23 protein-coding genes and 1 tRNA gene are annotated in these 22,960 nt (G+C 65.7%); 15 read left to right on the top strand and 9 right to left on the bottom strand.

Annotation, left to right across the window (positions count from 1 at the left end; translation table 11 throughout):
* Positions 1-5 precede the first annotated feature (5 nt).
* The 3 genes from ACM608_RS11460 to gph form a co-directional block, all read right to left on the bottom strand.
* The gene (locus ACM608_RS11460; RefSeq protein ID WP_419683349.1) at positions 6-1,055 is read right to left on the bottom strand and encodes a substrate-binding domain-containing protein; all 1,050 of its coding nucleotides are present in this window, start codon (positions 1,053-1,055) and stop codon (positions 6-8) included.
* Between the two features lie 66 nt (positions 1,056-1,121).
* Entirely contained in the window at positions 1,122-2,321 is a 1,200-nt protein-coding gene (locus ACM608_RS11455) for an ATP-binding protein (protein ID WP_419683348.1), read from the bottom strand.
* A gap of 52 nt (positions 2,322-2,373) precedes the next feature.
* The gene (gene gph / locus ACM608_RS11450; RefSeq protein WP_419683347.1) at positions 2,374-3,045 is read right to left on the bottom strand and encodes a phosphoglycolate phosphatase; all 672 of its coding nucleotides are present in this window, start codon (positions 3,043-3,045) and stop codon (positions 2,374-2,376) included.
* A gap of 59 nt (positions 3,046-3,104) precedes the next feature.
* Between gph and glmU the strand changes: the two genes are divergently transcribed.
* The 6 genes from glmU (at position 3,105) to ACM608_RS11420 (ending at position 10,136) form a co-directional block, all read left to right on the top strand.
* Positions 3,105-4,457, top strand: coding sequence for a bifunctional UDP-N-acetylglucosamine diphosphorylase/glucosamine-1-phosphate N-acetyltransferase GlmU (gene glmU / locus ACM608_RS11445; RefSeq protein ID WP_419683346.1), 1,353 nt, complete (start codon positions 3,105-3,107; stop codon positions 4,455-4,457).
* Complete coding sequence (locus ACM608_RS11440; protein ID WP_419683345.1) at positions 4,454-4,867, top strand: esterase/lipase family protein; 414 nt, start codon at positions 4,454-4,456, stop codon at positions 4,865-4,867. The genes glmU and ACM608_RS11440 overlap by 4 nt, the downstream gene beginning before the upstream one ends.
* Positions 4,868-5,158: 291 nt before the next feature.
* The gene (locus ACM608_RS11435) at positions 5,159-5,530 is read left to right on the top strand and encodes a ribbon-helix-helix protein, CopG family (RefSeq protein WP_419683344.1); all 372 of its coding nucleotides are present in this window, start codon (positions 5,159-5,161) and stop codon (positions 5,528-5,530) included.
* A gap of 11 nt (positions 5,531-5,541) precedes the next feature.
* Positions 5,542-5,907, top strand: a complete 366-nt coding sequence (locus tag ACM608_RS11430) for a PIN domain-containing protein (protein ID WP_419683343.1) — start codon at positions 5,542-5,544, stop codon at positions 5,905-5,907.
* 15 nt (positions 5,908-5,922) lie between these two features.
* Positions 5,923-7,746, top strand: a complete 1,824-nt coding sequence (gene glmS, locus ACM608_RS11425; RefSeq protein WP_419683342.1) for a glutamine--fructose-6-phosphate transaminase (isomerizing) — start codon at positions 5,923-5,925, stop codon at positions 7,744-7,746.
* 1,448 nt (positions 7,747-9,194) lie between these two features.
* Complete coding sequence (locus ACM608_RS11420; RefSeq protein ID WP_419683341.1) at positions 9,195-10,136, top strand: DUF4238 domain-containing protein; 942 nt, start codon at positions 9,195-9,197, stop codon at positions 10,134-10,136.
* Between the two features lie 12 nt (positions 10,137-10,148).
* Here ACM608_RS11420 and ACM608_RS11415 read toward each other — a convergent pair whose 3' ends face one another.
* From ACM608_RS11415 to ACM608_RS11405, 3 genes are all read right to left on the bottom strand, one after another.
* Positions 10,149-11,225 carry a hypothetical protein gene (locus tag ACM608_RS11415; RefSeq protein ID WP_419683340.1) on the bottom strand — a complete coding sequence of 359 codons (1,077 nt, stop codon included), beginning with the start codon at positions 11,223-11,225 and terminating at the stop codon, positions 10,149-10,151.
* 21 nt (positions 11,226-11,246) lie between these two features.
* Positions 11,247-11,909, bottom strand: a complete 663-nt coding sequence (locus ACM608_RS11410) for a hypothetical protein (RefSeq protein ID WP_419683339.1) — start codon at positions 11,907-11,909, stop codon at positions 11,247-11,249.
* A 102-nt stretch (positions 11,910-12,011) separates the two neighbouring features.
* Positions 12,012-12,509 carry a helix-turn-helix domain-containing protein gene (locus tag ACM608_RS11405; RefSeq protein WP_419683338.1) on the bottom strand — a complete coding sequence of 166 codons (498 nt, stop codon included), beginning with the start codon at positions 12,507-12,509 and terminating at the stop codon, positions 12,012-12,014.
* 463 nt (positions 12,510-12,972) lie between these two features.
* Here ACM608_RS11405 and ACM608_RS11400 point away from each other — a divergent pair, with 463 nt between their 5' ends.
* The 4 genes from ACM608_RS11400 (at position 12,973) to ACM608_RS11385 (ending at position 15,481) form a co-directional block, all read left to right on the top strand.
* Positions 12,973-13,800, top strand: a complete 828-nt coding sequence (locus tag ACM608_RS11400; protein WP_419683337.1) for a hypothetical protein — start codon at positions 12,973-12,975, stop codon at positions 13,798-13,800.
* Between the two features lie 4 nt (positions 13,801-13,804).
* The gene (locus ACM608_RS11395) at positions 13,805-14,344 is read left to right on the top strand and encodes a hypothetical protein (RefSeq protein WP_419683336.1); all 540 of its coding nucleotides are present in this window, start codon (positions 13,805-13,807) and stop codon (positions 14,342-14,344) included.
* Between the two features lie 71 nt (positions 14,345-14,415).
* Positions 14,416-15,170 (top strand): IS5 family transposase gene (locus tag ACM608_RS11390; protein WP_419681115.1). Its coding sequence is split into 2 segments (ribosomal slippage): positions 14,416-14,757 and positions 14,760-15,170, totalling 753 coding nucleotides; the frame shifts between segments, so codons are not numbered across the junction.
* The gene (locus tag ACM608_RS11385; RefSeq protein ID WP_419683335.1) at positions 15,161-15,481 is read left to right on the top strand and encodes a hypothetical protein; all 321 of its coding nucleotides are present in this window, start codon (positions 15,161-15,163) and stop codon (positions 15,479-15,481) included. The genes ACM608_RS11390 and ACM608_RS11385 overlap by 10 nt, the downstream gene beginning before the upstream one ends.
* 58 nt (positions 15,482-15,539) lie before the next feature.
* Here the strand turns inward: ACM608_RS11385 and ACM608_RS11380 are convergent, their stop codons facing one another.
* On the bottom strand, positions 15,540-16,499 hold the full coding sequence (locus ACM608_RS11380; protein WP_419683334.1) for a helix-turn-helix transcriptional regulator: 960 nt from the start codon (positions 16,497-16,499) through the stop codon (positions 15,540-15,542).
* A gap of 66 nt (positions 16,500-16,565) precedes the next feature.
* Here ACM608_RS11380 and cysD point away from each other — a divergent pair, with 66 nt between their 5' ends.
* The 3 genes from cysD (at position 16,566) to ACM608_RS11365 (ending at position 20,157) form a co-directional block, all read left to right on the top strand.
* The gene (gene cysD, locus ACM608_RS11375; protein ID WP_419683333.1) at positions 16,566-17,489 is read left to right on the top strand and encodes a sulfate adenylyltransferase subunit CysD; all 924 of its coding nucleotides are present in this window, start codon (positions 16,566-16,568) and stop codon (positions 17,487-17,489) included.
* Entirely contained in the window at positions 17,489-19,411 is a 1,923-nt protein-coding gene (cysN, locus tag ACM608_RS11370; RefSeq protein WP_419683332.1) for a sulfate adenylyltransferase subunit CysN, read from the top strand. The genes cysD and cysN overlap by 1 nt, the downstream gene beginning before the upstream one ends.
* A 62-nt stretch (positions 19,412-19,473) precedes the next feature.
* Positions 19,474-20,157, top strand: a complete 684-nt coding sequence (locus ACM608_RS11365) for a 3'(2'),5'-bisphosphate nucleotidase CysQ (RefSeq protein ID WP_419685181.1) — start codon at positions 19,474-19,476, stop codon at positions 20,155-20,157.
* A gap of 141 nt (positions 20,158-20,298) precedes the next feature.
* On the opposite strand, the gene ACM608_RS11360 is transcribed toward ACM608_RS11365, so the two are convergent.
* A tRNA-Lys gene (locus ACM608_RS11360) sits at positions 20,299-20,374 on the bottom strand.
* Positions 20,375-20,389: 15 nt separating this feature from the next.
* A complete protein-coding gene (gene folK, locus ACM608_RS11355; RefSeq protein WP_419683331.1) occupies positions 20,390-20,902 on the bottom strand; it encodes a 2-amino-4-hydroxy-6-hydroxymethyldihydropteridine diphosphokinase in 513 nt (170 codons plus the stop codon).
* 23 nt (positions 20,903-20,925) lie between these two features.
* Between folK and ACM608_RS11350 the strand changes: the two genes are divergently transcribed.
* Together ACM608_RS11350 and ACM608_RS11345 are read left to right on the top strand one after the other, a co-directional pair.
* The gene (locus ACM608_RS11350; protein ID WP_419683330.1) at positions 20,926-21,603 is read left to right on the top strand and encodes a uracil-DNA glycosylase; all 678 of its coding nucleotides are present in this window, start codon (positions 20,926-20,928) and stop codon (positions 21,601-21,603) included.
* Positions 21,603-22,892 (top strand): M28 family metallopeptidase, encoded by a 1,290-nt coding sequence (locus ACM608_RS11345; RefSeq protein WP_419683329.1) that lies wholly within the window; start codon positions 21,603-21,605, stop codon positions 22,890-22,892. The genes ACM608_RS11350 and ACM608_RS11345 overlap by 1 nt, the downstream gene beginning before the upstream one ends.
* The last annotated feature ends 68 nt before the right edge of the window (positions 22,893-22,960 follow it).

Genomic DNA, 22,960 nt, shown 5'->3' with positions numbered 1-22,960 from the left:
CGCCGTTACTTGACGCTGGCCGTGTCGAGCGGCGTCAGCTTGGTCGCGATGTCGAGGTTCTTGGCGCGGACATCTTCCGGCGCGGCGATCAGGCCGCGGCGCGCGAGATAGCCTTCCGGGTTCCAGGCGGCCGCATATTCGGCGACGAACTCCTTGAGACCGGGGATCGCCCTCAAATGCGCGCTCTTCACATAGATGTAGAGCGGGCGCGCGCCGGGATAAGAGAAATCGGAGATCGTGGCGTAGGTCGGCGTCACGCCGGAGAGCGGCACGCCGACGACCTTGTCGGCGTTCTCCTCGAGGAAGCTGTAGCCGAAGACGCCGATCGCATCCGGGTTCGCGGAGAGTTTCTGGACGATCAGATTGTCGTTCTCGCCCGATTCCACATAAGCACCGTCCTCACGGATCTTGGTGCAGATCGCCTTGTGCTTGTCCTCGTCGGTCGCCTTCAGCGCCTTGGTCGCGGGGTCGGCGTTGCAGCCCTTGTCGAGGATCAGCTCGGCCAGCGCATCGCGCGTGCCGCTGGTCGGTGGCGGGCCGTAGACCTGGATCGCGGTAGCGGGAAGGGAGGGATCGACGTCCTTCCAGGTCTTGGCGGTCTGCGGCTTGCCATAGGGCTCGGCCGCGATCGCCTTGTAGATCAGCGCCGGGGTCAGCTGCATCTTGGCGCCCGACTTGCTCTCGGCAAAGGCGATGCCGTCGATGCCGACCTGAATCTCGACGATGTCCTTCACGCCGTTCTTGGCGCAATCCGCCACCTCGGACGCCTTGATGCGGCGCGACGCGTTCTCGATGTCGGGATAGGCCGCGCCGATGCCGCCGCAGAACAGCTTCATGCCGGCACCGGTGCCGGTGGATTCGACGATCGGCGCCTTGAAGCTGGCGTTCTTGCGGGCGAACTGCTCGGCCACGGCGGTCGTGAAGGGATAGACGGTGGAGGAGCCGACGGCGCGGATCTGGTCACGTGAACCGCCGCCCGCGCCCGATCCGCCGCCCTGGCCGCAGGCGGCGAGCGCCGACGAGGCGAGGATGAGTGTGGCGATGGCTTTACGCATGTCCGTCTCCGAAATCGCGACCCGGTTAGGGTTGGGGCAGGTCGGCTCTGTGACGGTTGTGTTACACTACGATGACAGCGGTTCCGAGAGGGCAGGGAGGCGGATGCGGAAACGCGTGCCGACGCCCACCGTGCTGTCGATCTCCAGCCGGCCGCGATGTCGCTCCACGATGTGCTTGACGATGGCGAGGCCGAGGCCGGTGCCGCCGCCCGCACGGCTGCGGCCCGGATCGACGCGGTAGAAGCGTTCGGTCAGCCGGGGAAGATGCTCCGGCGGGATGCCGTCGCCTTGGTCGATGACGTCCAGCCGCAACTCGTTGGCCTCTCGCGCCAGATCGATGCGGATGGGCGTGTCGGCGCGGCCGTATTTCAGCGCGTTGCTGATCAGGTTGTGCAGGAGCTGGCTGATCTGTGCACGATCCCCCGCGACGGGCGGAAGGTTGGGGGCGGCGTTCACCGTCAGACGCTTGGGCGGCAGCGCCTCGGCCGTGGCGATGGTCGCCGCGACCTCCTCGGCGATCGGGCCGACGGCCAGCGGCTCACGCAAGGGGCTGAACCGGTCGGCCTCGACGCGGGAGAGGGAGAGAAGGTCGTCGACCAGCTGCCGCATCCGCCGCGCCTCGCCCAGCATGATGCCGAGGAAGCGGGCGCGCACCGCCGCCTCCTCGGGCCGATTTGCGTCCTGCAGCGTCTCGATGAAGCCGAGGATGGTGGCGAGCGGGGTGCGCAGTTCGTGGCTGGCATTGGCGACGAAGTCGGTGCGCATCTGATCGGTGACATGCGCCTGCGTGCGATCGGCGAGGCGCAGCATCCGGTATCCGGGCGCAATGGTGAGTGCGTGGAGCAGGAAGCGTCGGTCGCTGCCGCCGATGCCGATCACGTCCAGCGGCTCTGTCGTCTCCGTCGCCAGGTAATCGGTGACGGCGGGATGGCGGATGGCGAGGCGGTAGTCCTCATCCTCGATATGCGGGCCGAACAGGGCGAGCGCCGCCGCATTGGCATGGGCGATGCGGTTGCCGTCGAGGATGATCGCCGCGTCGTCCGTCAGCGTTACGACGGCGGGCAAAGGGAGCGTCGCCTCGGTCTCGCCGCTGGTCTCGACCAGGTTCTGGCCATCGGGCGGCAGTGACATCCACACCGCGAAAGCACCCGCAGCACTCGCCACGGCGATGGTGATGGCGAAGCCGGGATGGCCGATCGCCAGAGCGGCGCCGGCCGCGATCAGGATCAGGATGGCGAAGGTGATCGCCACGCGCGAAGACTGCATGGCCGGACCTTATCGCCGCCGGATATGACGGGGAAGTTGCAGAATTACGTCGCTATTTGTTGCCGAGTTGCCGAAGAGCGGGGATCAATTCGTCCCAATGGTCGATCAATGCGTCGGCACCGAGTTCCTCGGGCGGGCGGTCGTGGAAGCCGAAGGTGAGCGCCACGCAGGGGATCTTGGCGGCGCGGGCGGTGTCGGTGTCCGTAATGGAATCGCCGACGAAGGCCGCGCGTCCGCCGCCGGCCCGGGCGATCGCGGCGAACAAGGGCGCGGGATCGGGTTTGCGGACGGGCAGGGTGTCGCCGCCGATGAGCGCCGTGAAGCGATCGGTCCAGCCGAGCGCCGCGATCAACTCGCGCGACAGGCCCTCCAGCTTGTTGGTACAGACCGCGAGGCGGACGCCGCGTGCGGCGAGATCGTCCAGCGCTGCCGCGACGCCGGGGAACGGGACCGTGCCGTCGGCGATATGGGCGGTGTAGTAGTCGATGAAGAGGGGGAAGCCCTGCTCGATCAGGGTCTCGCTGACCTCGCCCGTTGCCGCCAGCCCCTTCTGCAGCAGCGCGCGGGCGCCGTGGCCCACCATATGCCGCACGGACTTCGGGGGGATGGAGGGACGGCCGAGTTGGTTGAGGCTGTGGTTGAGCGCGGCGGTGAGGTCGGGCGCGGTATCGGCGAGCGTGCCGTCGAGATCGAAGACGACGGTATCGAAAGGGAAATCGGCCATGGCCGCCCTTGGCGCGAAGGCTGTGGCGGTGGCAAGCGGAACATGGCAGACGCGCGGCCATGACCAGCCCAGCGCCCTTCGCCGCCATCATCCTCGCCGCCGGCATGGGCACGCGGATGAGGTCGGCACGGCACAAGGTGCTGCACCGGATCGCGGGCAAGCCGATGCTGCTGCACCTGATGGATGCGGTCGACGCCCTGGCGCCCGCCGAGAAGGTGGTCGTCGTCGGCGCGGGCAGGGATCAGGTAGAGGCGGCGGTCGCCGGGCGCGCGAAGATCGCCGTGCAGAGCGAGCAGCTCGGCACCGCGCACGCCGTCCGCATGGCGGAGGATGCTCTTGCCGGCTTCGAGGGCGACGTGGTCGTGCTCTATGGCGATACGCCGCTGGTGAAGGCGGAGACGGTGGCGCGGATGCTCGACCGGCTTCATGCCGAAGACGCGCCTGTCGCCGTGGTGCTCGGCTTCCGCCCCGCCGACCCGCTCGCTTACGGTCGGATCATCGCCGATACTGACGGGCGCATCGCGGAGATGGTCGAGTTCCGTGATGCGACGGCCGAGGAGCGGGCGGTAACCCTTTGCAACTCCGGCCTGATCGCCGCGCGCGCCGCCGACCTCTGGCCGCTGCTCGCTCGCATCGGCAATGCCAATGCGGCGGGCGAATATTATCTGCCTGATGTGGTCACTTTGGCCGCGGCGGAGGGGCGCGCCTGCGTGGTGATCGAGACCGAAGCGGCCGAGGTCGCCGGGATCAACAGCCGCGCCGAACTCGCCGCCCTCGAGGCCGCGTGGCAGGCGCGGCGTCGGGCCGAGGCGATGGCGGCAGGCGCAACCCTGCTCGCGCCCGAGACAGTCTGGTTCGCGCATGACACCATCATCGGCCGCGACGTGACGATCGGCCAGAACGTCGTCTTCGGACCGGGCGCTGCGATCGCCGACGATGTGACCATTCACGCCTTCTGCCATATCGAGGGCGCGACGGTCGCGACGGGGGCAATCGTCGGCCCCTATGCGCGGCTGCGGCCCGGCGCGGAGCTGGGCGAGGGCGTCCATGTCGGCAATTTCGTCGAGGTGAAGAAGGCGCGGCTCGGCAAGGGCGCAAAGGCCAACCACCTGACCTATATCGGGGATGCCACGATCGGTGCCGGCAGCAATATCGGCGCGGGCACGATCACCTGCAATTACGACGGCTTCAACAAGTCCCTGACCGAGGTCGGCGAGGGCGCGTTCATCGGGTCCAACACGGCGCTGGTCGCGCCGGTGAAGGTCGGCGACGGCGCGATCACCGCGGCCGGCTCCGTCATCACTCGCGACGTGCCCGCCGATGCGCTGGCGGTCGCGCGGGGACGGCAAGAGGAGCGCCCGGGCTGGGCGGCGCGGTTCCGGGAGAAGATGCGGGCGTCGAAGGCGAGGTGAGTGCGGGCGGATGCAAGGGCTCGCTCCTGCTGCTCCACGGCCATGGCCGCCTTGGCGCATCGCTGATCCGCTTCGCGACGAGAGGCCGGACGGCGGGCCTCGCGCCTTTGTCGCCCAACTACCCGTACCGCCGCGACATGGCGGCGATCGTCGCCAGCCTTAGCCCACGCATCGCTGCCCATCTGGCCAAGGTGCCCGGCCCGATGCACGTCGTGACGCACTCGCTTGGTGGCCTCGTCGCCCGCGCGCTGATCGTGGCGGGGGTGATCCCGCGCGAACGCCTCGGCCGTGTTGTGATGCTCGGCCCGCCCAACAGCGGAAGCGAACTCGCCGACCTGCTGATCCGCCTGAAGCTCGACCGGATTGTCCTCGCGCCGAACGGCTGGACATCTGCGCACGATGCGCGATGAGGTTGCGGGTAGATCCTATGGACCCGTTGATTTCGAACTCGGCGTCATCGCAGGCGACCGGGCGCTGGCACCGATCCTCCCTCGCTACCTCTTGCCGGGCCGAGCGACGGGAAGGTGACGGTCGCCTCCACCAGGCTGAAGGGAATGGCCGACCACATCGTCATGCCGGTGACGCATACTCTGATGGTCTATGACGCTCGGGTGTTGCGTCAGGCGTTCGCGTTCCTTCGTGATGGCCTTTTCGACAGAGAGGTTGCATAATGATATCGGACTATGATATCAGTACGTCCGATGACCCGCATTCTTGCCGACCTGCCTAACGACGATCTTCGCTGGCTGGATCAGCGCGCTGCCGAATTGGGCCGTTCCCGCGCCTCAGTGCTGCGTGAGGCGGTGGCCACCTACAAGGCGCAGTCGCCGGCAAACCGGCTGGAAGGGCTGGAGCAGGGCTTTGGCCTGTGGGCACGACAAGGATCGACCGCAGATCGTCATGAAGATGATCGTCGTCGCCGGGCCGAATGGACGCGGCCCTGGGACGCGCATTACGACGAGGTTCGCGCAGAATCGCCGGAGTGTTTCACCGAGGATGATGATCGCGCGCGCGCGCATTACATCGCCCTGACGAAGGGCCGGACCGACCCAGACGCAAGCGGTGGCGAGTGAGTGGATACAGCTTGGATGCGAACATCCTCATCGACGCACTGCTTGGCTATCCCCTCGCACATGACGAGTTGCGATATCTGGCTGGATGCGGAGCGGAACTGTGGATCAGCCGCATGGTGTGGATGGAAGTCCTTTCGAAAGGCGAGGAGGATTTAATCGGCGAGACGATGCGGTTCTTGGAACCGTTCGGGATTGACGAAATCGACGGCGACACCGCCGAGCGCGCAGCGCAGTTGCGGCGGGAGAGGCCCCGTCTAAAGTCATCGGATGCTATCATCCTGTCCTCGGCGCAGCTGAACGGCCGTACCCTCGTCACCCGCAACACGCGCGATTTCCCGACGGATATGCCGGGCGTCCGCGTTCCCTATACGCTCTAGTTCGGACAGCTCATCATGTGCGGTATTGTTGGTATTCTCGGGCGCGGTGAGGTGGCCACGCGGCTCTTCGAGGGGCTGAAGCGGCTCGAATATCGCGGCTATGACTCGGCGGGCATCGCGACGATCCATGACGGCGCGATCGAGCGGCGGCGGGCGGCGGGGAAGCTGGCGAACCTGGGTGAGCGGCTGGCGGCGGAGCCGTTGGCCGGAGCGACCGGCATCGCGCATACCCGCTGGGCGACGCATGGCGGACCGACCGAGGACAATGCGCATCCGCACATCGTCGGCGACGTGTCGATCGTCCACAACGGCATCATCGAGAACTTCAAGCCGCTGCGCGAGGAGCTTATCGCCGACGGCCGGACGTTCCTGAGCGAGACGGACACCGAGGTCGTCGCTCATCTCGTCGCGCGGGAGCTGGAGCGCGGGGCCGATCCGCGTGCTGCCGTCGCGACGGTGCTGCCGCGGCTGCACGGTGCCTTCGCGCTGGCGGCGTTGTTCCGCAACGAGCCCGATCTGCTGATCGCCGCCCGCCTCGGCGCGCCGCTGACGGTCGGCTATGGCGAGGGGGAGAACTATCTCGGCTCCGACGCCCATGCGCTCGCCCCGCTGACCCAGCGCATCGCCTATCTGGAAGAGGGCGACTGGGCGGCGATCACGCGCGAGACGATCGAGATCTTCGACCGTGACAACCGGCCGGTCGAGCGGCCGATTGTCCTGTCCGGCGCGCAGAGCGAGGTGGTCTCCAAGGGCAACCACGCCCATTTCATGCTGAAGGAGATCTACGAGCAGCCGATCGTCGTCGCGCAGACGCTGCGTTCGTACCTGCAGCGGATGGAGGATCGCGTCACCCTGCCGATCCCCGATTTCGATCTTGGGGCTGTGAGGCGCGTCACCATCGTCGCTTGCGGGACCAGCTTCTACGCGGGCATGGTCGCGAAATACTGGTTCGAACAGTTCGCCCGCGTGCCCGTCGATCTCGATGTGGCATCCGAGTTCCGCTATCGTCAGCCGGTGATGGAGGAGGGCGGCCTTGCCCTCTTCATCAGCCAGTCGGGCGAGACCGCCGACACGCTCGCCGCCCTCCGCCATGCCCGCGCCGAGAGGCAGAAAATCGCCGTGGTGGTCAACGTGCCGACCAGCTCGATGGCGCGGGAGGCGGACCTGCTGCTGCCCACCCACGCCGGGCCGGAGATCGGCGTCGCCTCCACCAAGGCTTTCGTCTGCCAATTGGGTGTGCTGGCCGCGCTCGCCGCCAACCTCGCGCGGGCTAAAGGGCGCTTGTCGGCCGCCGAGGAGAAGGAGATCGTCCGCCACCTCGCCGAAGCGCCCGCCTCGCTGAACGCGGCACTCGCCTATGACGAGACCATCGCGGAGATGGCGCATACCGTCGCCGGTGCCCGCGACGTGCTCTACATGGGGCGGGGTACGGACTATCCGCTAGCGCTGGAAGGTGCGTTGAAGCTGAAGGAAATCAGCTACATCCATGCCGAGGGCTATGCGGCGGGCGAGATGAAGCACGGGCCGATCGCGCTGATCGACGACCTCGTCCCCGTCATCGTCATCGCGCCGTCAGGCCCGCTCTTCGATAAGACGGTGTCGAACATGCAGGAGGTCCGCGCGCGGGGCGGCCGGGTGATCCTGATCTCCGACTATGACGGCATCCAGACGGCGGGCGAGGGGTGCATCGCCACCATTACCATGCCCAAGGTCCACCCGCTGATCGCGCCACTCGTCTACGCGGTGCCGGTGCAACTGCTCGCCTACCATGCCGCCGTGCTGAAGGGCACGGATGTGGATCAACCGCGCAACCTGGCGAAGTCCGTCACGGTGGAGTGAGGATTTGGCAGGCGCTGCACCCTCTGCATATTACAAATATAGTTTAGAACTACATAATGGGGTTTTGAACTGAGTAATAATATTCTGAACCGAGCAAGCACTGCCCTTGGCGGCCGAGGCAGCGAGATTTACGAAGCTGATGCGTGTGGCCGTGAACTTGTAAAATAGCTTTCGAGAGGGTGGTTTGAGCGTCGTAAACTTAGTTGCGTTGGTATAGACTCGGGTGTCGTTCTATAAACATGCCCGAATTACATTGCATATCTGTGAGGCTTAGCTTTACGGATGGTTCGTTGATGTTTCGATCTATTTCACGCTAGAATGCCCAAATATCACGATGAGGAAGATTCATATCGATCCCGCCTTAAGGTAGGAGGAAACGGCAGCTCACCACCGTGCGGACGACCTGAATATTGTTTCGAAGAGTTGTTCCGCGATCGAAGTTCAACGTCGAAATGGTGCCTTTGAGCACAAGGACTTTAGATTGGCTCAGATTCTGCTTGACGATCGCGATTCGGTTCTTTGAAGGACGACCATGCTCCTAGGGAGCCCGCCCAAGCGAATCGATGGGGCGGTATGTAGTAACCGAACCTTGGCCAGATAGCCGCCATGCCCTTAGGATCTCCTCAAGGTTGGCGTACAGCCGCGTGATCGGCACTCCCTTCAGCAATCCGACCAGATAGCAGTAGCTGCGATGGGCAGGCAGCCCTCCGCCAGACCGACCCGCCAGTCGGCGCTAGGTGCGATCGGCTGCAGCCGCCGTTCTGAAGGCGGTGCCACAACGACGGCCACGGTCAACCTCGCTTTCGCGAAGGCGCGCCGCGGATCTTCGCTCAGGTCCAGAGTGAGTTTGTCGCCCGCAAGCTCTCGGACATCGACACCGAGATCCGCTGCTTTCTCCGCGATGGCGCAACCATGTGCCCGGTTCCGCGCCGAGCGCGTGACGAGAACGTCCCGAGGCAGCCAACGTGTGGCGAAGCGCCTTCGAGAAGTGCGGAAATCATTGACGATGAACGGTACGCACCGGTTCTCATTCACGCCAGCAAGGGGCCGAAGAATCATCTTGCATCAGCGAGCAAGGAAGCCTCTTTGAGATTTACGGCTGGTGATCTCAAGATGGCTGATTTTGGGTGGGAAGCCGCTGGTCTGCTTTCAGGCGCCGGATGAAAGAAGCGGACGTTCGTTCATCGAAACCATGCGGCGGCAAGGCGTCCAAGCGGGCCGTTCAGCGGGCCGCGTCTGAATGGCTGCTTCGCACCCAATTCGGGTCGTTGAGTGCATTCGAACGATTGCCTGCAAGCGGACAGGTATATCTAGATCAGGAACGGTGGTGTGCGGCTCGTGACCGCGAGTGGCAGCGATACGAATTAGAGCGGGTCGGGCACTAAGCCGCCGAGGTGCCGACCCCGTCTTTCTGGTATTCGTGACGATCAATAGAACCGGAATCGCCAGTGACGAAACCTAAGCGCCACCATTGGTGGCCCCAGCTTCAATCGGGTCATTGGACTGACGCGGACGGGCTCATCAACGTGACCCGGGCGGACGGGAATACGTTCCGGGCACCGCCGTCGAAGATCGGCGTCGAAGGCGAGCTCTACACGCGCTACGAACTGGCCGGCGAGAAGGACCTCACGATCGAGCACTGGTTCGGCCAGCAGATCGAGACGCCGTTTGTAAAAGCGCTCGAACGGCTCGCCACGATGGAGGGGATCAAGGTTTCGCCGCTCCCTGCGCGACGAAGCGACAAGGAACAGGAGCTGCGTGAGCTTGGCTTCATCGTGCCGACGAAGGTCGAAGAGATGATCCTCTCGGCCGAGCACCGCGACGCCATCGACCGCTACCTTGCGGCCCTGCTGGTGCGCAGCCCGCGCTACCTCGCAAAGCTCGTCGCCTTCCACGACAGGGAGGGCACGCCCCTGCCGGCAGCGCTCCCGCGTGACGCCGCGATCAAGACGGTCGCGCTCGACAACATGCTGCAGGTGTTCGAAATCTATCGCGATCAGATCGCGCGTGCGCATCTCGGACTGCTGCTGATCGATGGCACCAACGAGCTGCTGTTTAGCGATGCCGGCATCAGCGTCGAAGAGCCCTGGCGGTCCGGCCCGGTGCCATTCGACATCCATGCGCCGCTCACGCCCAAGATGGCGATCGAGGTGATGCCCGTTCCCGACAGCCATTCCAGGCGGTGCCTGATCATGCGTGCGAACAACCGGGGCGCGGCGAGGATGAATCGCATTGCGCTTCAAAACGCGCAGCAGTTCGTGTTCTCCAGGCAGAAGCCCCCGCTCCAATTCATCAAGGAGCATTTCGGCGAGCCCGCGCCGAAGTCGATCGGCATCCGCACGCGCAATGGCGAAGTCGAGACGAAGTTCGACCGCTCGCGCGATCGCTGACGGCCCCCCGCGTCAGACGATGACGACGCGGCTCGCATCGTCGATGACGTACCGGATCTTCTTCGCATCAACCGGGGAGAGCGCAGCAGTGAGCGGTTTCGGGTTCCAGAGATTCCAAAAAGGCCCGTTTAGTTGGGACCACGTGACAAAGGGGAGCTGGACGATCAGCTCGGCCAGGCCCGCCGCCGTCGCTTGGACCCAGCTGCGTTCATCGGGCATCGCGTAGACTGCGTCGGCGCGCTTGAGGATCGCTGCCTTGAGCTCGTCCAGGCTCAGGGAGGCGGTGGCCGCGGTGGCGATGTCCACGCCGGCGAGAGCGATGGCCGAGAGCACGGCAATCGACATATGATCGCGGCGCAGGTCGGGGATGAGGCGCCCCGCCGTCGGACGATCTTCATATTTCGAGATGATCCGGATGAGCTGCCGATAGTCGCCGTCCCAGACGCCGGCGTTGAGGAAATCCTGCTCTTGGCCGAAGCGCGCGTAGACCTCGGGATCGAAATGCTCCTTGCCATAATGGAAGCAGTCGGTCGCGAGCAGTTCGGCCTTCATGGCGTCCCACTCCAGCCCCTTGATCCAGACGAGGTCGAGATGGGTGGCGAAGATATCCTCGGGCAGCGGCAGGCTCACATAGACTTCAGTGACGCCGCCCACATAGACATCATAGGCCGAGACCCAAAGCAGGCGGCTGATGACCTTTTCGACCGGCGCCGAGGTCGCGCCGAGCCCGGCGCCAATCAGCGTCTCGACGGCGGTGCGCGATGCAGCGATCGTGTCGACGGAGGGCTTTAGCCTGGCGATCGCCGCCGGATTGTGCTTGGCGTCATTGTAGAGCTCGCGCAGCGCATGCAGCTGGCGGCGGACCGTCTTGTCGATGCCGATCGCCTTCAGCCGGTTGATCAGGGTGTCGAAGGTGTCGGTGGCGGCGGCGTCCGGGAAGACGGCGGTCTTGAAGAAGCGCTCGACGCGCGAGCCCAGCCGTTCAACGATCAGGCGGATGTCGGCATCTTCATAATGTTCGAGGCGCAGCGCATCGAGCGCGGCGAGCGCGTCCGAGAAGGCTGCCAGTATCTCTTCGCCGCGTGTCACGATGCGTTGCCCCTGCCTGGTTTAATCCCGGTCGGGCTCGCCATCGACTGCCAGCGTATAGCCCTCAGCGAGCACGGCATCGAAGCGGTCGATCGAGGCGACCCAATGGTGGACGGCCGGAGACAGCCAGCGGGTCAGCTGGAGGATATTGCCGTGATGCTTGGGCAAGTTCCAGTGGAGGATCGGCTCATGATGCGCGGTGCGGTTGCGCAGCAGGCGGATCTGGGTGAGCGGCCGGGAGAAGCTCTTGCGCGGTAGTCGCTTGCACTCCTCGGTTTCGGCGATGCGATTGAGCGTTGCGCGCCACAGGGTCTCGTAGGCGGGGCTCAGCATCGCGGTCCAGAAACTGAAGGTGAGCGCCGCGACGATGCGCCCGGCGGTCGCTTCCTTGCCGGCTTCCTCGATTTCGGCGACGGCGGTGGTGAGCTGGTCCTTCTGGTGCGGCGCGAGGAGCAGTCCGTCCGTGTCGAACCAGCGCTCGCCATTCGCCTCGGTCATGACCGTGTGGATGCGGTTGCGCAGCGCAACCTCGAGCCCGTGGATAGGTATGTAGAGCGCTTCCGAAACACGCGCGTTGAGGCTATACAACTCGACGGCGGCTCGGCGGTCGCCGCCGGTCCAGGCGACGTAGCGGCCAAAGCGTTCGAGCGAGAGAGCCGCCTCGATATCGTCAGGACTGGGCATCAGCGATCCTAGGGACTTGAAAAAGGGTAGGGTCTCTGTTATCTCCACCCTCGGACACCCCGGTTCCGCCTCTGCTTGGCATGCGGCCGGGGTAACACGTTTCTAGGGCTGCTGCCTTTGGCCCTTTGGCGTCTGCGCCCGCTTCTGCGCCGCCTTGGCCTTGTTCCGCTCTTCCCTGGCCGCTTCGAACTCCGGCACCAGCGCCTTGATGCGCGCGACCAGGCCGTCGAGGTGGTAGACGTTGGAGTTCCAGTCGCCCGCCGCAGTCTTGCGCATCTCGCGCGTGACGAGCTGCGCCTTCTCCAGCGCACGGATGTTGGTCTGGATGGTCTTGGGCTTGACGCCGATCCGCTCGGCAAGCTCCGCCTTCGACGGAAACGGCGCGCGGCTAGGCTCGCGCCAATAGTCCAGCAGCTGGGCGAGGATGTTGAACTGGAGCGGCGTGATGCCGAGGCGCCGCTGCGCCTGGATCATCACGGAGGGGAGCGCCGTATAGCCGAGCGCGACCACCGGCTTGCTCCAGATCCGTACGTGGGAGGCTTCGGCTTTCGCCGGCGCGGCGGCCGGGAAGCTGACGACATTGGTCGGCTGCTTGGTCATCATCATGTCCTTTCGCCACCCAGCTATGCCTATGCACCTGCCTCGACAATGTGCGGGGGCGTCAGGGGTATGGCCGTCTGGTGACCGACCTTCCTATAGCTCCTTTGCGCTTGTTCGGCATTGCGCTATTTCGGTCATCGCTACTTAAGTGGCAGTCTGGCGACCGAGGAGGGTAACGAGAGTTCCTCACCCCTGGGTCACTACTATTCCATGCCTCGAATGATAAAACCGGACCGCGGTCGGGGTGAACCTGTTGCTGGCGCATGCCGGTGACCGCCGGTTGGCCCAGACAACCACAGATGACATCCCATCTGCACGGCGTAAGATAGTTTGGAAAGTCTGATCCGCCCGGCGCTGCCATAGTGCGCCCGACCATTTGCTTCGACGCTAGAGGAACTGCCTTCTGCCCGCTTGCTTCATCATCGCGCCAACCGGGACCAAGCTCGATCCGTTAACGCGTGTCGTGCGCGACACGGGCTGGCGCGTCCTGAACCTCGAAAGCGTGGAGCGCGGGACGGCCGCTTTCCTCGACACGACGATCGCGCTCATCGCGGGAGCGGACGCCGTCCTCGTCGTTCTCACCGATGAGGACAGTCCGAACACGCTCGTCGAAATGGGGGTGGCGCTGGGGCATGGCCGGCCTGTGCTGTTGATCGCGGAGGATGCTGCCATCAGCGACGGGCTGGTGCCCGACCGGTTGCTGATCGGGCTGCCGCGTGTTCGCGCGACGCTCGCCGACACTGCGGCGTTGCGCCTTCATGTCGGGGCCTTTCTCGACGGAGTCCAGAACGACCGTTCCCGCCCCGCCGCCGGATCGCTGAAAGTCGCTTCTGAGCATGGCAAGACACGCTCGAGCCGTCCGTCGCATCCCGAAAGTCAGCTCGAGGGGCGGCTACTCGCCGCCTTCGAGCAGGCTATCGAGATCGAAGCCGTGCATCTCGAACCGCAGCTCGGAGCCGGCCGGCGGTTTCGGCCCGACTTCGCGCTCTGGCTGCGCGACGCGCGCCAGGTCATACCGAACCCGTTGGTCGTCGAGTTGGTCGGCCAGGAGGCGGCTCGCCGCGGCACGGGCAAGCGCCGGCTCGATCAGCTGGAGAAATATGCGTTGGAGAGCGGCGTGGGCGCGGTGATGCTCGTCGAGGATGTCGACCAGCAGCCGTTGTCGCTCCTTCGTCTCAGCCCGATGACGTTTCGCGTCGGTCTCACGCAGCTCGAGGACTTGCTGGCGGCGGAGCAGCTCGTCCGCGAAATGGTGCGCGCGCGAAACCTGCTCGCGCATTCGGCGGGATAGACCGTTGAGTCCGGATCCCGCCTATATCGCCGAGATCGCACAGGCTTGGGCGCAATCCGATGCGTCCGGCAGCGCGAACGAGCGCGGCGCGATACTGGAGGAGTTGGTCAAGTCGCTTTTCGGCGGGTTACCTGGCTTCTCGCACTGGAAGAGCCGGCATCTCACCGATGATGGAAGCGCGGAATTCGATGTGTGCTTCCATAACGACATCCGCCTGAGCCCGTTTCCATTCGCCGAGCCTGCGATCGTGGTCGAGTGCAAGAACACCGGCCATCGCATCGACGCCGCGGGGGTGCGCAACTTCATCGCGAAGCTCGAGGATGTCCAGGTCAGCTGGGCATTTCTGGTCGCTGCCCAGGGAATCACCGGCAGCGGCGGGCGCAATACCCGAGCGCATGCGGCAATCCAGAGCGCGCGCGGTCGCAAGGTCAATCTGCTCGTCGTTACGCGGGCCGAAATCGAAGCGCTGCAGAGCGCGGAGCACTTTGCCGCGCTGGTCCGCGACAAGATCATGGCCCACAGCCTCAACGCGCCGTTCTTCTAGGGTCCGGACCCAATAACGGCTTTTGCTACCGCTTGGATCGTGATTCACTGCGTTGGTGTGGAGGCGGTGGAATGGCTGATTTCTTCTGGTTTTCCGATGCGCAGTGGGAGCGGATCGCACCACTGCTGCCGACGGACGTTCGCGGCAAGGCACGTGTGGATGATCGCCGGGTGCTGAGCGGGATCGTGCATGCGCTCCGCTGCGGCGGTCGCTGGGTGGACTGCTCGGACGTGTACGGGCCAAAGAAGACGCTCTACAATCGCTTCGTGCGCTGGTCCGAGCGCGGCATCTGGGAGGGGATTTTCAGCGCGCTGGCAGGCGCCGACGACGCGCCGGACCGGCTGTTCATCGATAGCAGCTGCATCAAGGTCCACCGCTGCGCAGGCGGTGGAAAAGGGGGGCCTTGGCCCATGGTATCGGCCGCACCAAAGGCGGCCGGAACACCAAGGTCCATGCCGTCTGCGACGCCAAGGGCCGCCCTCACGTCCTCCTGCTGACGCCCGGCAACGTCCACGACTGCAAGGTCGCCAAGACCTGCATCGCGGCGCTGCCCCCATCCGTCGAACTCGTCGCCGACAAGGGCTATGACAGTCAGGAGTTGCGCGAGTGGCTCGACCAGCGCGGCACCCAGGCCGTCATCCCGCCGCGCTGCAACCGCAAGGTCCAGTACGACTACGACCGCACCATCTACAAACAGCGCAACGTCATCGAGCGCATGTTCTGCCGCCTCAAGGACTGGAGGCGGCTCGCCACCCGCTTCGATCGCAACATCAAGAACTTCATGGGCGCCATCGCCCTCGCCGCCACCGTCATCTGGTGGTTGTGAGTCCGGACCCTAGAAGTAGTCCGCCGCTTCATGCAGGAGCGTGTCGCGTCATAGTCCCGTCCGGGCACCAGGATGCAGCCCAGATCGCCGAGGACGAGTGGCGGGAGGATTGCGCAGCGCGGCGTGTTCTGGCGCTGTTCGCGACCAAGTGGACCGGCTGGTGCTCCATACCCGGTGACGGCGCCTGCCGCGCCGGCGTGTTGCTGCGCAGCCTGCTCGGGCTGTCCAAGAAGATGCCAACGCAGACGCCGCGCGACGGCCCCGACGCGTTGGCTGGAGTCGCCGAGGCAGTCGCCCATCCACACGAATGAGCGGCCGGTATCGGCTAGCCGCTGAGTGGCGCTAAGTGGTCGAGAGTAGGTTGCTCCGTCAGGCGAGCCGTTCTGGACCGGTGAGGATCAGGCGAACCAGATCGACCTGCCCATGCGTGCCTGTCTTGGCGAAGATGCGCTTCAAGTAGGTGCGGGCGGATTCGAGCGAGAGGCTCAGTGCTTCCGCCGCTTCCACCACCGAACGGCCCGCTGCGAGCGCAAGCGCCAGGCGGGCCTCCTGCGCCGTAAGCTCATAGCTCTCGCACAATGCCGTTGCAGCCGCGGTGCCCGCGCTCGGCGGATCGCTCACCAACTGCATCGCGGCCGGCGGCGGCATCGTCGCTGGTCGCCACTCCGGTGGCTCGATCCGCATGGAAGCGAACGCCGTGGGGTCCTCCAGTCCTGAGCCGCTCGTCGCGAGCTCCTCCGAATGCGCGTCGAGGACGGTCCATCCCAGGCCGGCACGGCGGAGCACGTCCGCCTGCATCGTGCTCGCAAGCACGAGCTGCTCGATATGCGCCAGACTGCGCAGCGCGACGCCAAGATGCGGCGCGAGCGAGGAGATCAACGCACCGTCGGTCGCCGAGAAGTCGCTGCCCCCGCGTACAGCGGTAAACCATAGATTGCTGCGCCGCGGCCCCTTTACGCGCATCAGCCGGGCATGACCGACGGCAAGCGGCTCCAGATACTCCCGCCGATATGTATCATGTTCGTGGTCGCCGGGCTGCAGGAACTCGGCCATCGTGTAGACGCGTTCGGGCCGGAGGCGGTGGAAGGGCGTCGGATCGAGCGTCGCGAGGCGGGCGAACTTTTCCTCCTCGAAACGATAGTCTCTGCCCGCCACCCACATGGAGGCGCTTCGGATCGATACGCCATCAAGCCCGATGATGATGGCGACGTGGTCGGCCAGCAGACGCCGCTGCATGCGCCGCAGGAACGTCTGCCAACGCGGCTCCTCCGTGACACCTGCATGAAGCGGCACCAGCAGTTCGGTTTCATCGGTCTGCGACAATGCCATCCTGTCCCCATATAGGGACTGCGCGGGCGAATGAACGGGCTAAACGCAGCGCGATACCAAGGAGGGATGCCGACAGTGGCAAGCGTTCCGAAAATTCTCACGCATCTGGAGCGGCTGGAGGCCGAGAGCATCCATATCCTGCGCGAGGTCGTCGCCGAGTGCGAGAAGCCGGTGATGCTCTATTCCGTCGGCAAGGATTCGGCCGTGATGCTGCATCTTGCGCGCAAGGCTTTCTATCCCTCGCCGCCGCCTTTCCCGCTGCTTCATGTCGATACGACGTGGAAGTTCAAGGCGATGTACGAGCTGCGGGATCGCATGGCGCGCGAAAGCGGCATGGAGCTGCTGGTCTATCACAATCAGGAAGCCAAGGATCGCGGCATCAACCCGTTCGATCATGGCGCCCTGCATACCGACATGTGGAAGACGGAGGGTCTCAAACAGGCGCTCGATAAATACGGCTTCGACGCGGCGTTCGGTGGCGCGCGCCGTGATGAGGAGAAGAGCCGCGCGAAGGAGCGCGTGTTCTCGTTCCGATCCGCCAACCACCGCTGGGATCCCAAGAACCAGCGGCCCGAGCTGTGGAACCTCTACAATGCGCGGAAGAACAAGGGTGAATCGATCCGTGTCTTCCCGATCAGTAACTGGACCGAGCTGGACATCTGGCAGTACATCCAGCTGAACGACGTGCCGATCGTGCCGCTCTATTTCGCCGCGCCGCGACCTACGGTGGAGCGGGACGGCATGCTGCTGATGGTCGATGACGAGCGCTTTCCGCTGAAGGACGGCGAGGTGCCGGTCGATAGGTCGATCCGCTTCCGCACGCTCGGCTGCTATCCGCTCACCGGCGCGGTCGAGAGCGAGGCGACGACGCTCAGCGAGGTCATCCAGGAAACGCTGCTCACCACCACCTCCGAACGGCAGGGTCGCGCGATCGACAAGGACGCGGGCGGCGCGGGCATGGAGAAGAAGAAGCAGGAGGGGTATTTCTGATGGCGACGACCGCTACGCCCGGCAGCGACAGCGTCTATCAGGTGGAGAGCCTGATCGCCGAGGATATCGACGCCTATCTGGACCTGCACCAGCACAAGACGCTGCTGCGCTTCATCACCTGCGGTTCGGTGGACGACGGCAAATCGACGCTGATCGGCCGCCTGCTCTACGATTCGAAGATGATCTTCGAGGATCAGCTGGCCGCGCTTGAGAGCGACAGCAAGCGCGTTGGCACGCAGGGGCAGGAGATCGACTTCGCGCTGCTGGTCGACGGCCTCGCCGCCGAGCGTGAGCAGGGCATTACCATCGACGTCGCCTATCGCTTCTTCGGAACCGAGAAACGCAAGTTCATCGTCGCCGATACACCAGGGCATGAGCAATATACGCGGAACATGGTGACGGGCGCCTCGACGGCCGACCTCGCCGTGATCCTGATCGACGCGCGCAAGGGCGTGCTGACGCAGACCCGCCGCCACAGCTACCTCGCCCATCTGATCGGTATCCGTCACCTCGTGCTCGCGGTGAACAAGATGGATCTGGTCGGCTATGATCAGGCGCGCTTCGACGAGATCGTCGCGGATTACCGCACCTTTGCCGAGAGCATCGGGATCAAGGCGTTCGTGCCGATGCCGATCTCCGGCTTCAAGGGCGACAACATCACCACCAGGTCGGCCAACACACCCTGGTACGACGGGCCGGCGCTGATGGAGCATCTGGAGACGGTCGAGCTCGACCAGGTCTCGGACCAGGCGCGCCCGTTCCGGATGCCCGTGCAATGGGTGAACCGCCCCAATCTCGACTTTCGCGGCTTCTCCGGCCTGATCGCCACGGGGGAGGTGAAGCCGGGTGACGCCGTGCGCGTGCTGCCTTCGGGCAAGACCTCGACGGTGTCACGCGTCGTCACCTTGGGTGGTGATCTGGACGTGGGGATTGCAGGGCAGTCGGTGACGATCACGCTTGCCGACGAGATCGACTGTTCGCGCGGCGACGTGCTCGCCGCAGCCGACAATCCGCCTCAGGCCGCCGATCAGTTCGAGACCACCATCGTCTGGATGGCGGACGAGCCGATGCTGCCGGGGAGGCCCTATTGGCTGAAGACCGCGACGCAGACGGTGACGGCCAATGTTCAGGCGCCGAAGTACCAGGTCAACGTCAACACGATGGAGCACCTTGCGGCCAAGACGCTCGAACTCAACGCGATCGGCGTCGCCAACCTCTCGACCGATCGCCCGCTGGTGTTCGAACCGTACGAGGCCAATCGCACGCTCGGCGGATTCATCCTGATCGACAAGATCACCAACGCGACTGTGGCCGCGGGCATGATCCACTTCTCGCTGCGGAGGGCGCAGAACGTCCACTGGCAGGCGACCGATGTGACGCGCGAGAGCCATGCGATGCTCAAGAACCAGAAGCCGGCGGTGCTGTGGCTGACGGGTCTGTCCGGCGCGGGCAAGTCGACCATCGCCAATCTCGTCGAAAAGAAGCTGGCGCGGATGAACCGCCACACCTTCCTACTCGACGGGGACAATGTGCGGCATGGTCTCAACAAGGATCTCGGCTTCACCGATGCCGATCGGGTGGAGAATATCCGCCGCGTGGGCGAGGTGGCGAAGCTGATGGCCGATGCCGGGCTGATCGTCATAACGGCCTTCATCTCGCCGTTCCGCTCGGAGCGGGAGATGGTACGCGCGATGATGGCGCCGGGCGAGTTCGTGGAGGTGCATATCGACACTCCGCTGGCGGATGCCGAGGCACGCGACGTGAAGGGGCTCTACGCCAAGGCGCGCAGCGGCGAGCTCAAGAACTTCACCGGGATCGACAGCCCCTATGAGCCGCCGCTGGATCCCGAGATCCGCATCGACACCACTGCCATGTCCGCCGAGGAAGCGGCCGACCTGATCGTCGCAAGGCTGATCCCGTGAGCGCCTTTGAGGACGACGCCGCACTAGCGCGGCACATCGCGGACGTGGCTGGGGAGCTGCTGATGACGCTGCAGCGATCAGGCCTGTTCGAAGGCAAGGCCTTGGGGAAGGCGGGAGACCGGACCGCGAACGCCTTCATCATGGAGGCGCTTCGCCACAATCGGCCGGACGATGCCGTGCTGTCGGAAGAGGAGAAGGACGACGCCTCGCGCCTGAGCGCCAGCCGGGTGTGGATCGTCGATCCGCTGGATGGCACGCGCGAATACGGCGAGGCACGGTCGGACTGGGCGGTTCACATCGCACTCGCGATCGATGGGGTGCCGGCGATCGGTGCGGTCGCGCTGCCCGGCGTCCCGCTCACGCTCTGCTCGGCACAGCCTCAGCCGCTTCCTGCCGCACCGGCGCGCTTGCGGATGCTCGTCAGCCGTACGCGACCGGCCAAGGAGGCGATCGCGGTTGCCGAGGCGCTGGGTGCCGAACTGGTGCCGATGGGCTCGGCAGGTGCAAAGGCGATGGCCGTGTTGCGCGGCGACGCGGACATCTACCTGCACACCGGCGGGCAATATGAATGGGACAATTGCGCACCGGCAGCCGTCGCGCTCGCCGCCGGGCTTCACGCCAGCCGCGTGGACGGGTCGCCGCTCGTCTACAATCAGGCTGACACCTATCTCCCCGACCTGCTGATCTGCCGTCCCGAACTGGCCGACCGCGTGCTTCAGCAGGTGGCGGCGAGCGCACCGGCCTGAACCGAGGGCCGGCTCGCCGCTGGCAAGCGTTAGTCAGGCAAAGATCGCCGGCGGATGAACTGATCCAAGGCGAAGAGGAACGCGGCTTAGACGTTGGATCCGCATCTGGCCAAGAGCGTGCCAGCCAACCATCGAACAGCCTGGTGAGCCTGCCGGGACTCGAACCCGGGACCTACAGATTAAAAGTCCGTTGCTCTACCAACTGAGCTACAGGCCCATGCCGGGGGCGGTCCTAGGGGCGGGGGCGCTGGGGGTCAACCGGGTGCGGCGCCTGCAAGCGTGCGAGGAGATGGCGGACGGTTAGCACCGATCCCGGCAGCCGCCATCCGCCTGCAACGGTCGCCAGCGGCCGGAGGACGAACGCGCGGCGGGCGAGCTCGCGATGCGGCACCGAGAGGCCGGATGCGTGGAACGCGCCGCCGGACCAGAGCAGGATATCGAGGTCCAGCACCCGCGCACCCCAGCGCCGCCCTCGCCGCCGCCGGCCGAAAGCGCGCTCCGTCGCCTTCAGCAAGGCGAGAAGGGCAGGGGGCGCGAGCGTGCTGTCCACCAGCATGGCGGCATTGGCAAAGCCGCGCCCCGCCGGCCCCATCGCCTCGGTCCGGATCACCGGCGACGTCGCGGTGACGCGCAGGCCCGCCGCCTCCAGCGCCGCCTTTGCCGCGCGCAGGACGTTTTCCGGCGATCCGTGCCGCCCGTGCCGGCGGTTCGATCCCAGTGCGATGGCATAGCTTGTCACCGTCATCGCCGCCCGCCTATCGGAGTGCGGTGACATCCGATAGCCAGCTTCCGCCCGTGCCCCTCCTTACCACCGAACCGGGCCGCGACTGCCCGCTCTGCCCGCGCCTTGTCGCTTTCCGCGAGGATCAGCGCGCCGTTCACCCGGACTGGCACAACGCACCCGTGCCCGCCTTCGGCGATCCGGACGCCTGGCTGGCGATCGTCGGCCTTGCCCCGGGTCTTCAGGGTGCGAACCGCACGGGGCGTCCGTTCACGGGCGATTTCGCCGGGCACCTGCTCTACGATACGCTGCTGAAGGTGGGCCTGGCGGAGGGGGAATACGGCGCCACACCGGGCGACGGCCTGCGGCTGACGGGCGCGATCATCATCAACGCGGTGCGCTGTGTGCCCCCGCAGAACAAGCCGACGCCGGAGGAGATCCGCACCTGCCGCGACTTCCTCGTGCCCCCGCTAGGGCTGCTGCCCAACCTGCGCGTGGTGGTGGCGTTAGGGCAGATCGCCCATCAGTCGGCGGTCAAGGCACTGGGCGGCAAGCTGCCCAAATGCCGCTTCGGGCATCTGGCCGAGCATGTCGTACCCTCCGGCCTGACCATCATCGATAGCTATCATTGCTCGCGCTATAATCAGAACACGCGCGTTCTGACGCCTGCGATGTTCGAGGCGGTGTTCGCCCGGGCGCTCGATTTCCGGACTGGAGTGAATTGATGAACCTGCGCCCGCTTCTCCTCGCCGCCGCGGCCCTGCCGCTGACCGCCGCCGCGCCGGCGCCGAGCACGACGGAACTGCACAAGACCGTCGAGAAGCTGGTGTCGTTCGGAACGCGCCACACGCTTTCCTCCGCCACCGACGCGAAGCGCGGGATCGGTGCGGCGCGGAACTGGGCGGCGGGGCGCTTCGCGGAGATCGCGAAGGACTGCGGCGGCTGCCTGACGGTCGAGCGGGTGGCGGATCGCTTTACCGGCCCCCGCGCTCCGGCGGGCGTGGTGGTGGAGGACGTGCTCGCCATCCAGCGCGGCACCACCGATCCCGACCGCGTCATCATCATCCAGGGTCATATCGACAGCCGCGTCACTGATGTCATGGACGCGACGAGCGACGCGCCGGGGGCGAATGACGACGGATCCGGCAGCGCGCTGGTGATCGAGGCGGCGCGGCTGCTGTCGAAGGAAAAGCTCGGCGCGACGATCGTCTATGCGCTCCTCTCCGGTGAGGAGCAGGGGCTGTGGGGCGGCAAGCTCCTCGCCGACACGGCCAGGAAGCGCGGCTGGCGGGTGGCGGGCGTGCTCAACAACGACATCGTCGGCAACACGCACGGGCAAGGCGGCGATCACATCGACTCCTATGTGCGCGTGTTCAGCGAGGGCATCCGCTTCGCGGAGGATCATGACGCGGCGCTGAAGCGGCGCGGGATCGGCGGGGAGGATGACGGCCCCTCGCGCGCGCTGGCGAAGCTCGCGCAGCGGGTCGGCGGCTCCAAGGACTTCGGCGTGGTCGCGATCCGCCGTCCGGACCGGTTCAGCCGGGGCGGCGATCACCTGCCGTTCCTGGAAGCGGGCTTTCCCGCGATCCGCTTTACCGAGGCGACGGAGAACTACGACCGAGAGCATCAGGATCTGCGCACGGAGGATGGCCGCAAGTACGGCGACACCATCGACGCGATGGACTTCCCCTATCTCGCGAAGGTCACGGCGGTGAACATCGCCGCCGCCCGCGAACTGGCGAACGCGCCTGCGGCACCGGGCTCGGCCTCGATTACCGGTGCGGTGACGGCGGATACCACGGTGGCGTGGGCGGCGGTGCCGGGTGCGGCGGGCTACCGGGTGCGCTGGCGTCGCGCGGACCGGCAGGACTGGACCGAGATGAAGGACGTCGGCGCCGGCGAGACCAGCCTGTTCCTGAAGAACGTCAACATCGACGACAATTTCTTCGGGGTGGCGGCCGTGGCGAAGAACGGTGCGGAGAGCCTGGTGACGTTCGCGGGGGCGCAGAAGTAAATCCTCCCTGAGCTTGCTCGGGGAGGGGGACCGCCGGCGGAGCCGGTGGTGGAGGGGCGGGGCGCAAC

Origin of the sequence: Sphingomonas sp. ID0503 (assembly GCF_048565625.1) — a bacterium.
Lineage (GTDB): Bacteria > Pseudomonadota > Alphaproteobacteria > Sphingomonadales > Sphingomonadaceae > JBLZUR01.
The sequence above is the reverse complement of the archived record's forward strand: the minus strand, read 5'-3'. Positions and strand labels throughout refer to the sequence as shown.

What these genes read in the sequence shown, in the direction of transcription:
- cysD (WP_419683333.1), top strand. Translation starts at nt 16,566, where the DNA reads ATGCCGACAGTGGCAAGCGTTCCGAAAATTCTCACGCATCTGGAGCGG.
- ACM608_RS11460 (WP_419683349.1), bottom strand. Translation starts at nt 1,055, where the DNA reads ATGCGTAAAGCCATCGCCACACTCATCCTCGCCTCGTCGGCGCTCGCC.
- gph (WP_419683347.1), bottom strand. Translation starts at nt 3,045, where the DNA reads ATGGCCGATTTCCCTTTCGATACCGTCGTCTTCGATCTCGACGGCACG.
- folK (WP_419683331.1), bottom strand. Translation starts at nt 20,902, where the DNA reads ATGACGGTGACAAGCTATGCCATCGCACTGGGATCGAACCGCCGGCAC.
- ACM608_RS11405 (WP_419683338.1), bottom strand. Translation starts at nt 12,509, where the DNA reads ATGACCAAGCAGCCGACCAATGTCGTCAGCTTCCCGGCCGCCGCGCCG.
- glmS (WP_419683342.1), top strand. Translation starts at nt 5,923, where the DNA reads ATGTGCGGTATTGTTGGTATTCTCGGGCGCGGTGAGGTGGCCACGCGG.
- ACM608_RS11365 (WP_419685181.1), top strand. Translation starts at nt 19,474, where the DNA reads ATGACGCTGCAGCGATCAGGCCTGTTCGAAGGCAAGGCCTTGGGGAAG.
- cysN (WP_419683332.1), top strand. Translation starts at nt 17,489, where the DNA reads ATGGCGACGACCGCTACGCCCGGCAGCGACAGCGTCTATCAGGTGGAG.
- ACM608_RS11345 (WP_419683329.1), top strand. Translation starts at nt 21,603, where the DNA reads ATGAACCTGCGCCCGCTTCTCCTCGCCGCCGCGGCCCTGCCGCTGACC.
- ACM608_RS11410 (WP_419683339.1), bottom strand. Translation starts at nt 11,909, where the DNA reads ATGCCCAGTCCTGACGATATCGAGGCGGCTCTCTCGCTCGAACGCTTT.
- ACM608_RS11455 (WP_419683348.1), bottom strand. Translation starts at nt 2,321, where the DNA reads ATGCAGTCTTCGCGCGTGGCGATCACCTTCGCCATCCTGATCCTGATC.
- ACM608_RS11435 (WP_419683344.1), top strand. Translation starts at nt 5,159, where the DNA reads ATGACCCGCATTCTTGCCGACCTGCCTAACGACGATCTTCGCTGGCTG.
- glmU (WP_419683346.1), top strand. Translation starts at nt 3,105, where the DNA reads ATGACCAGCCCAGCGCCCTTCGCCGCCATCATCCTCGCCGCCGGCATG.
- ACM608_RS11380 (WP_419683334.1), bottom strand. Translation starts at nt 16,499, where the DNA reads ATGGCATTGTCGCAGACCGATGAAACCGAACTGCTGGTGCCGCTTCAT.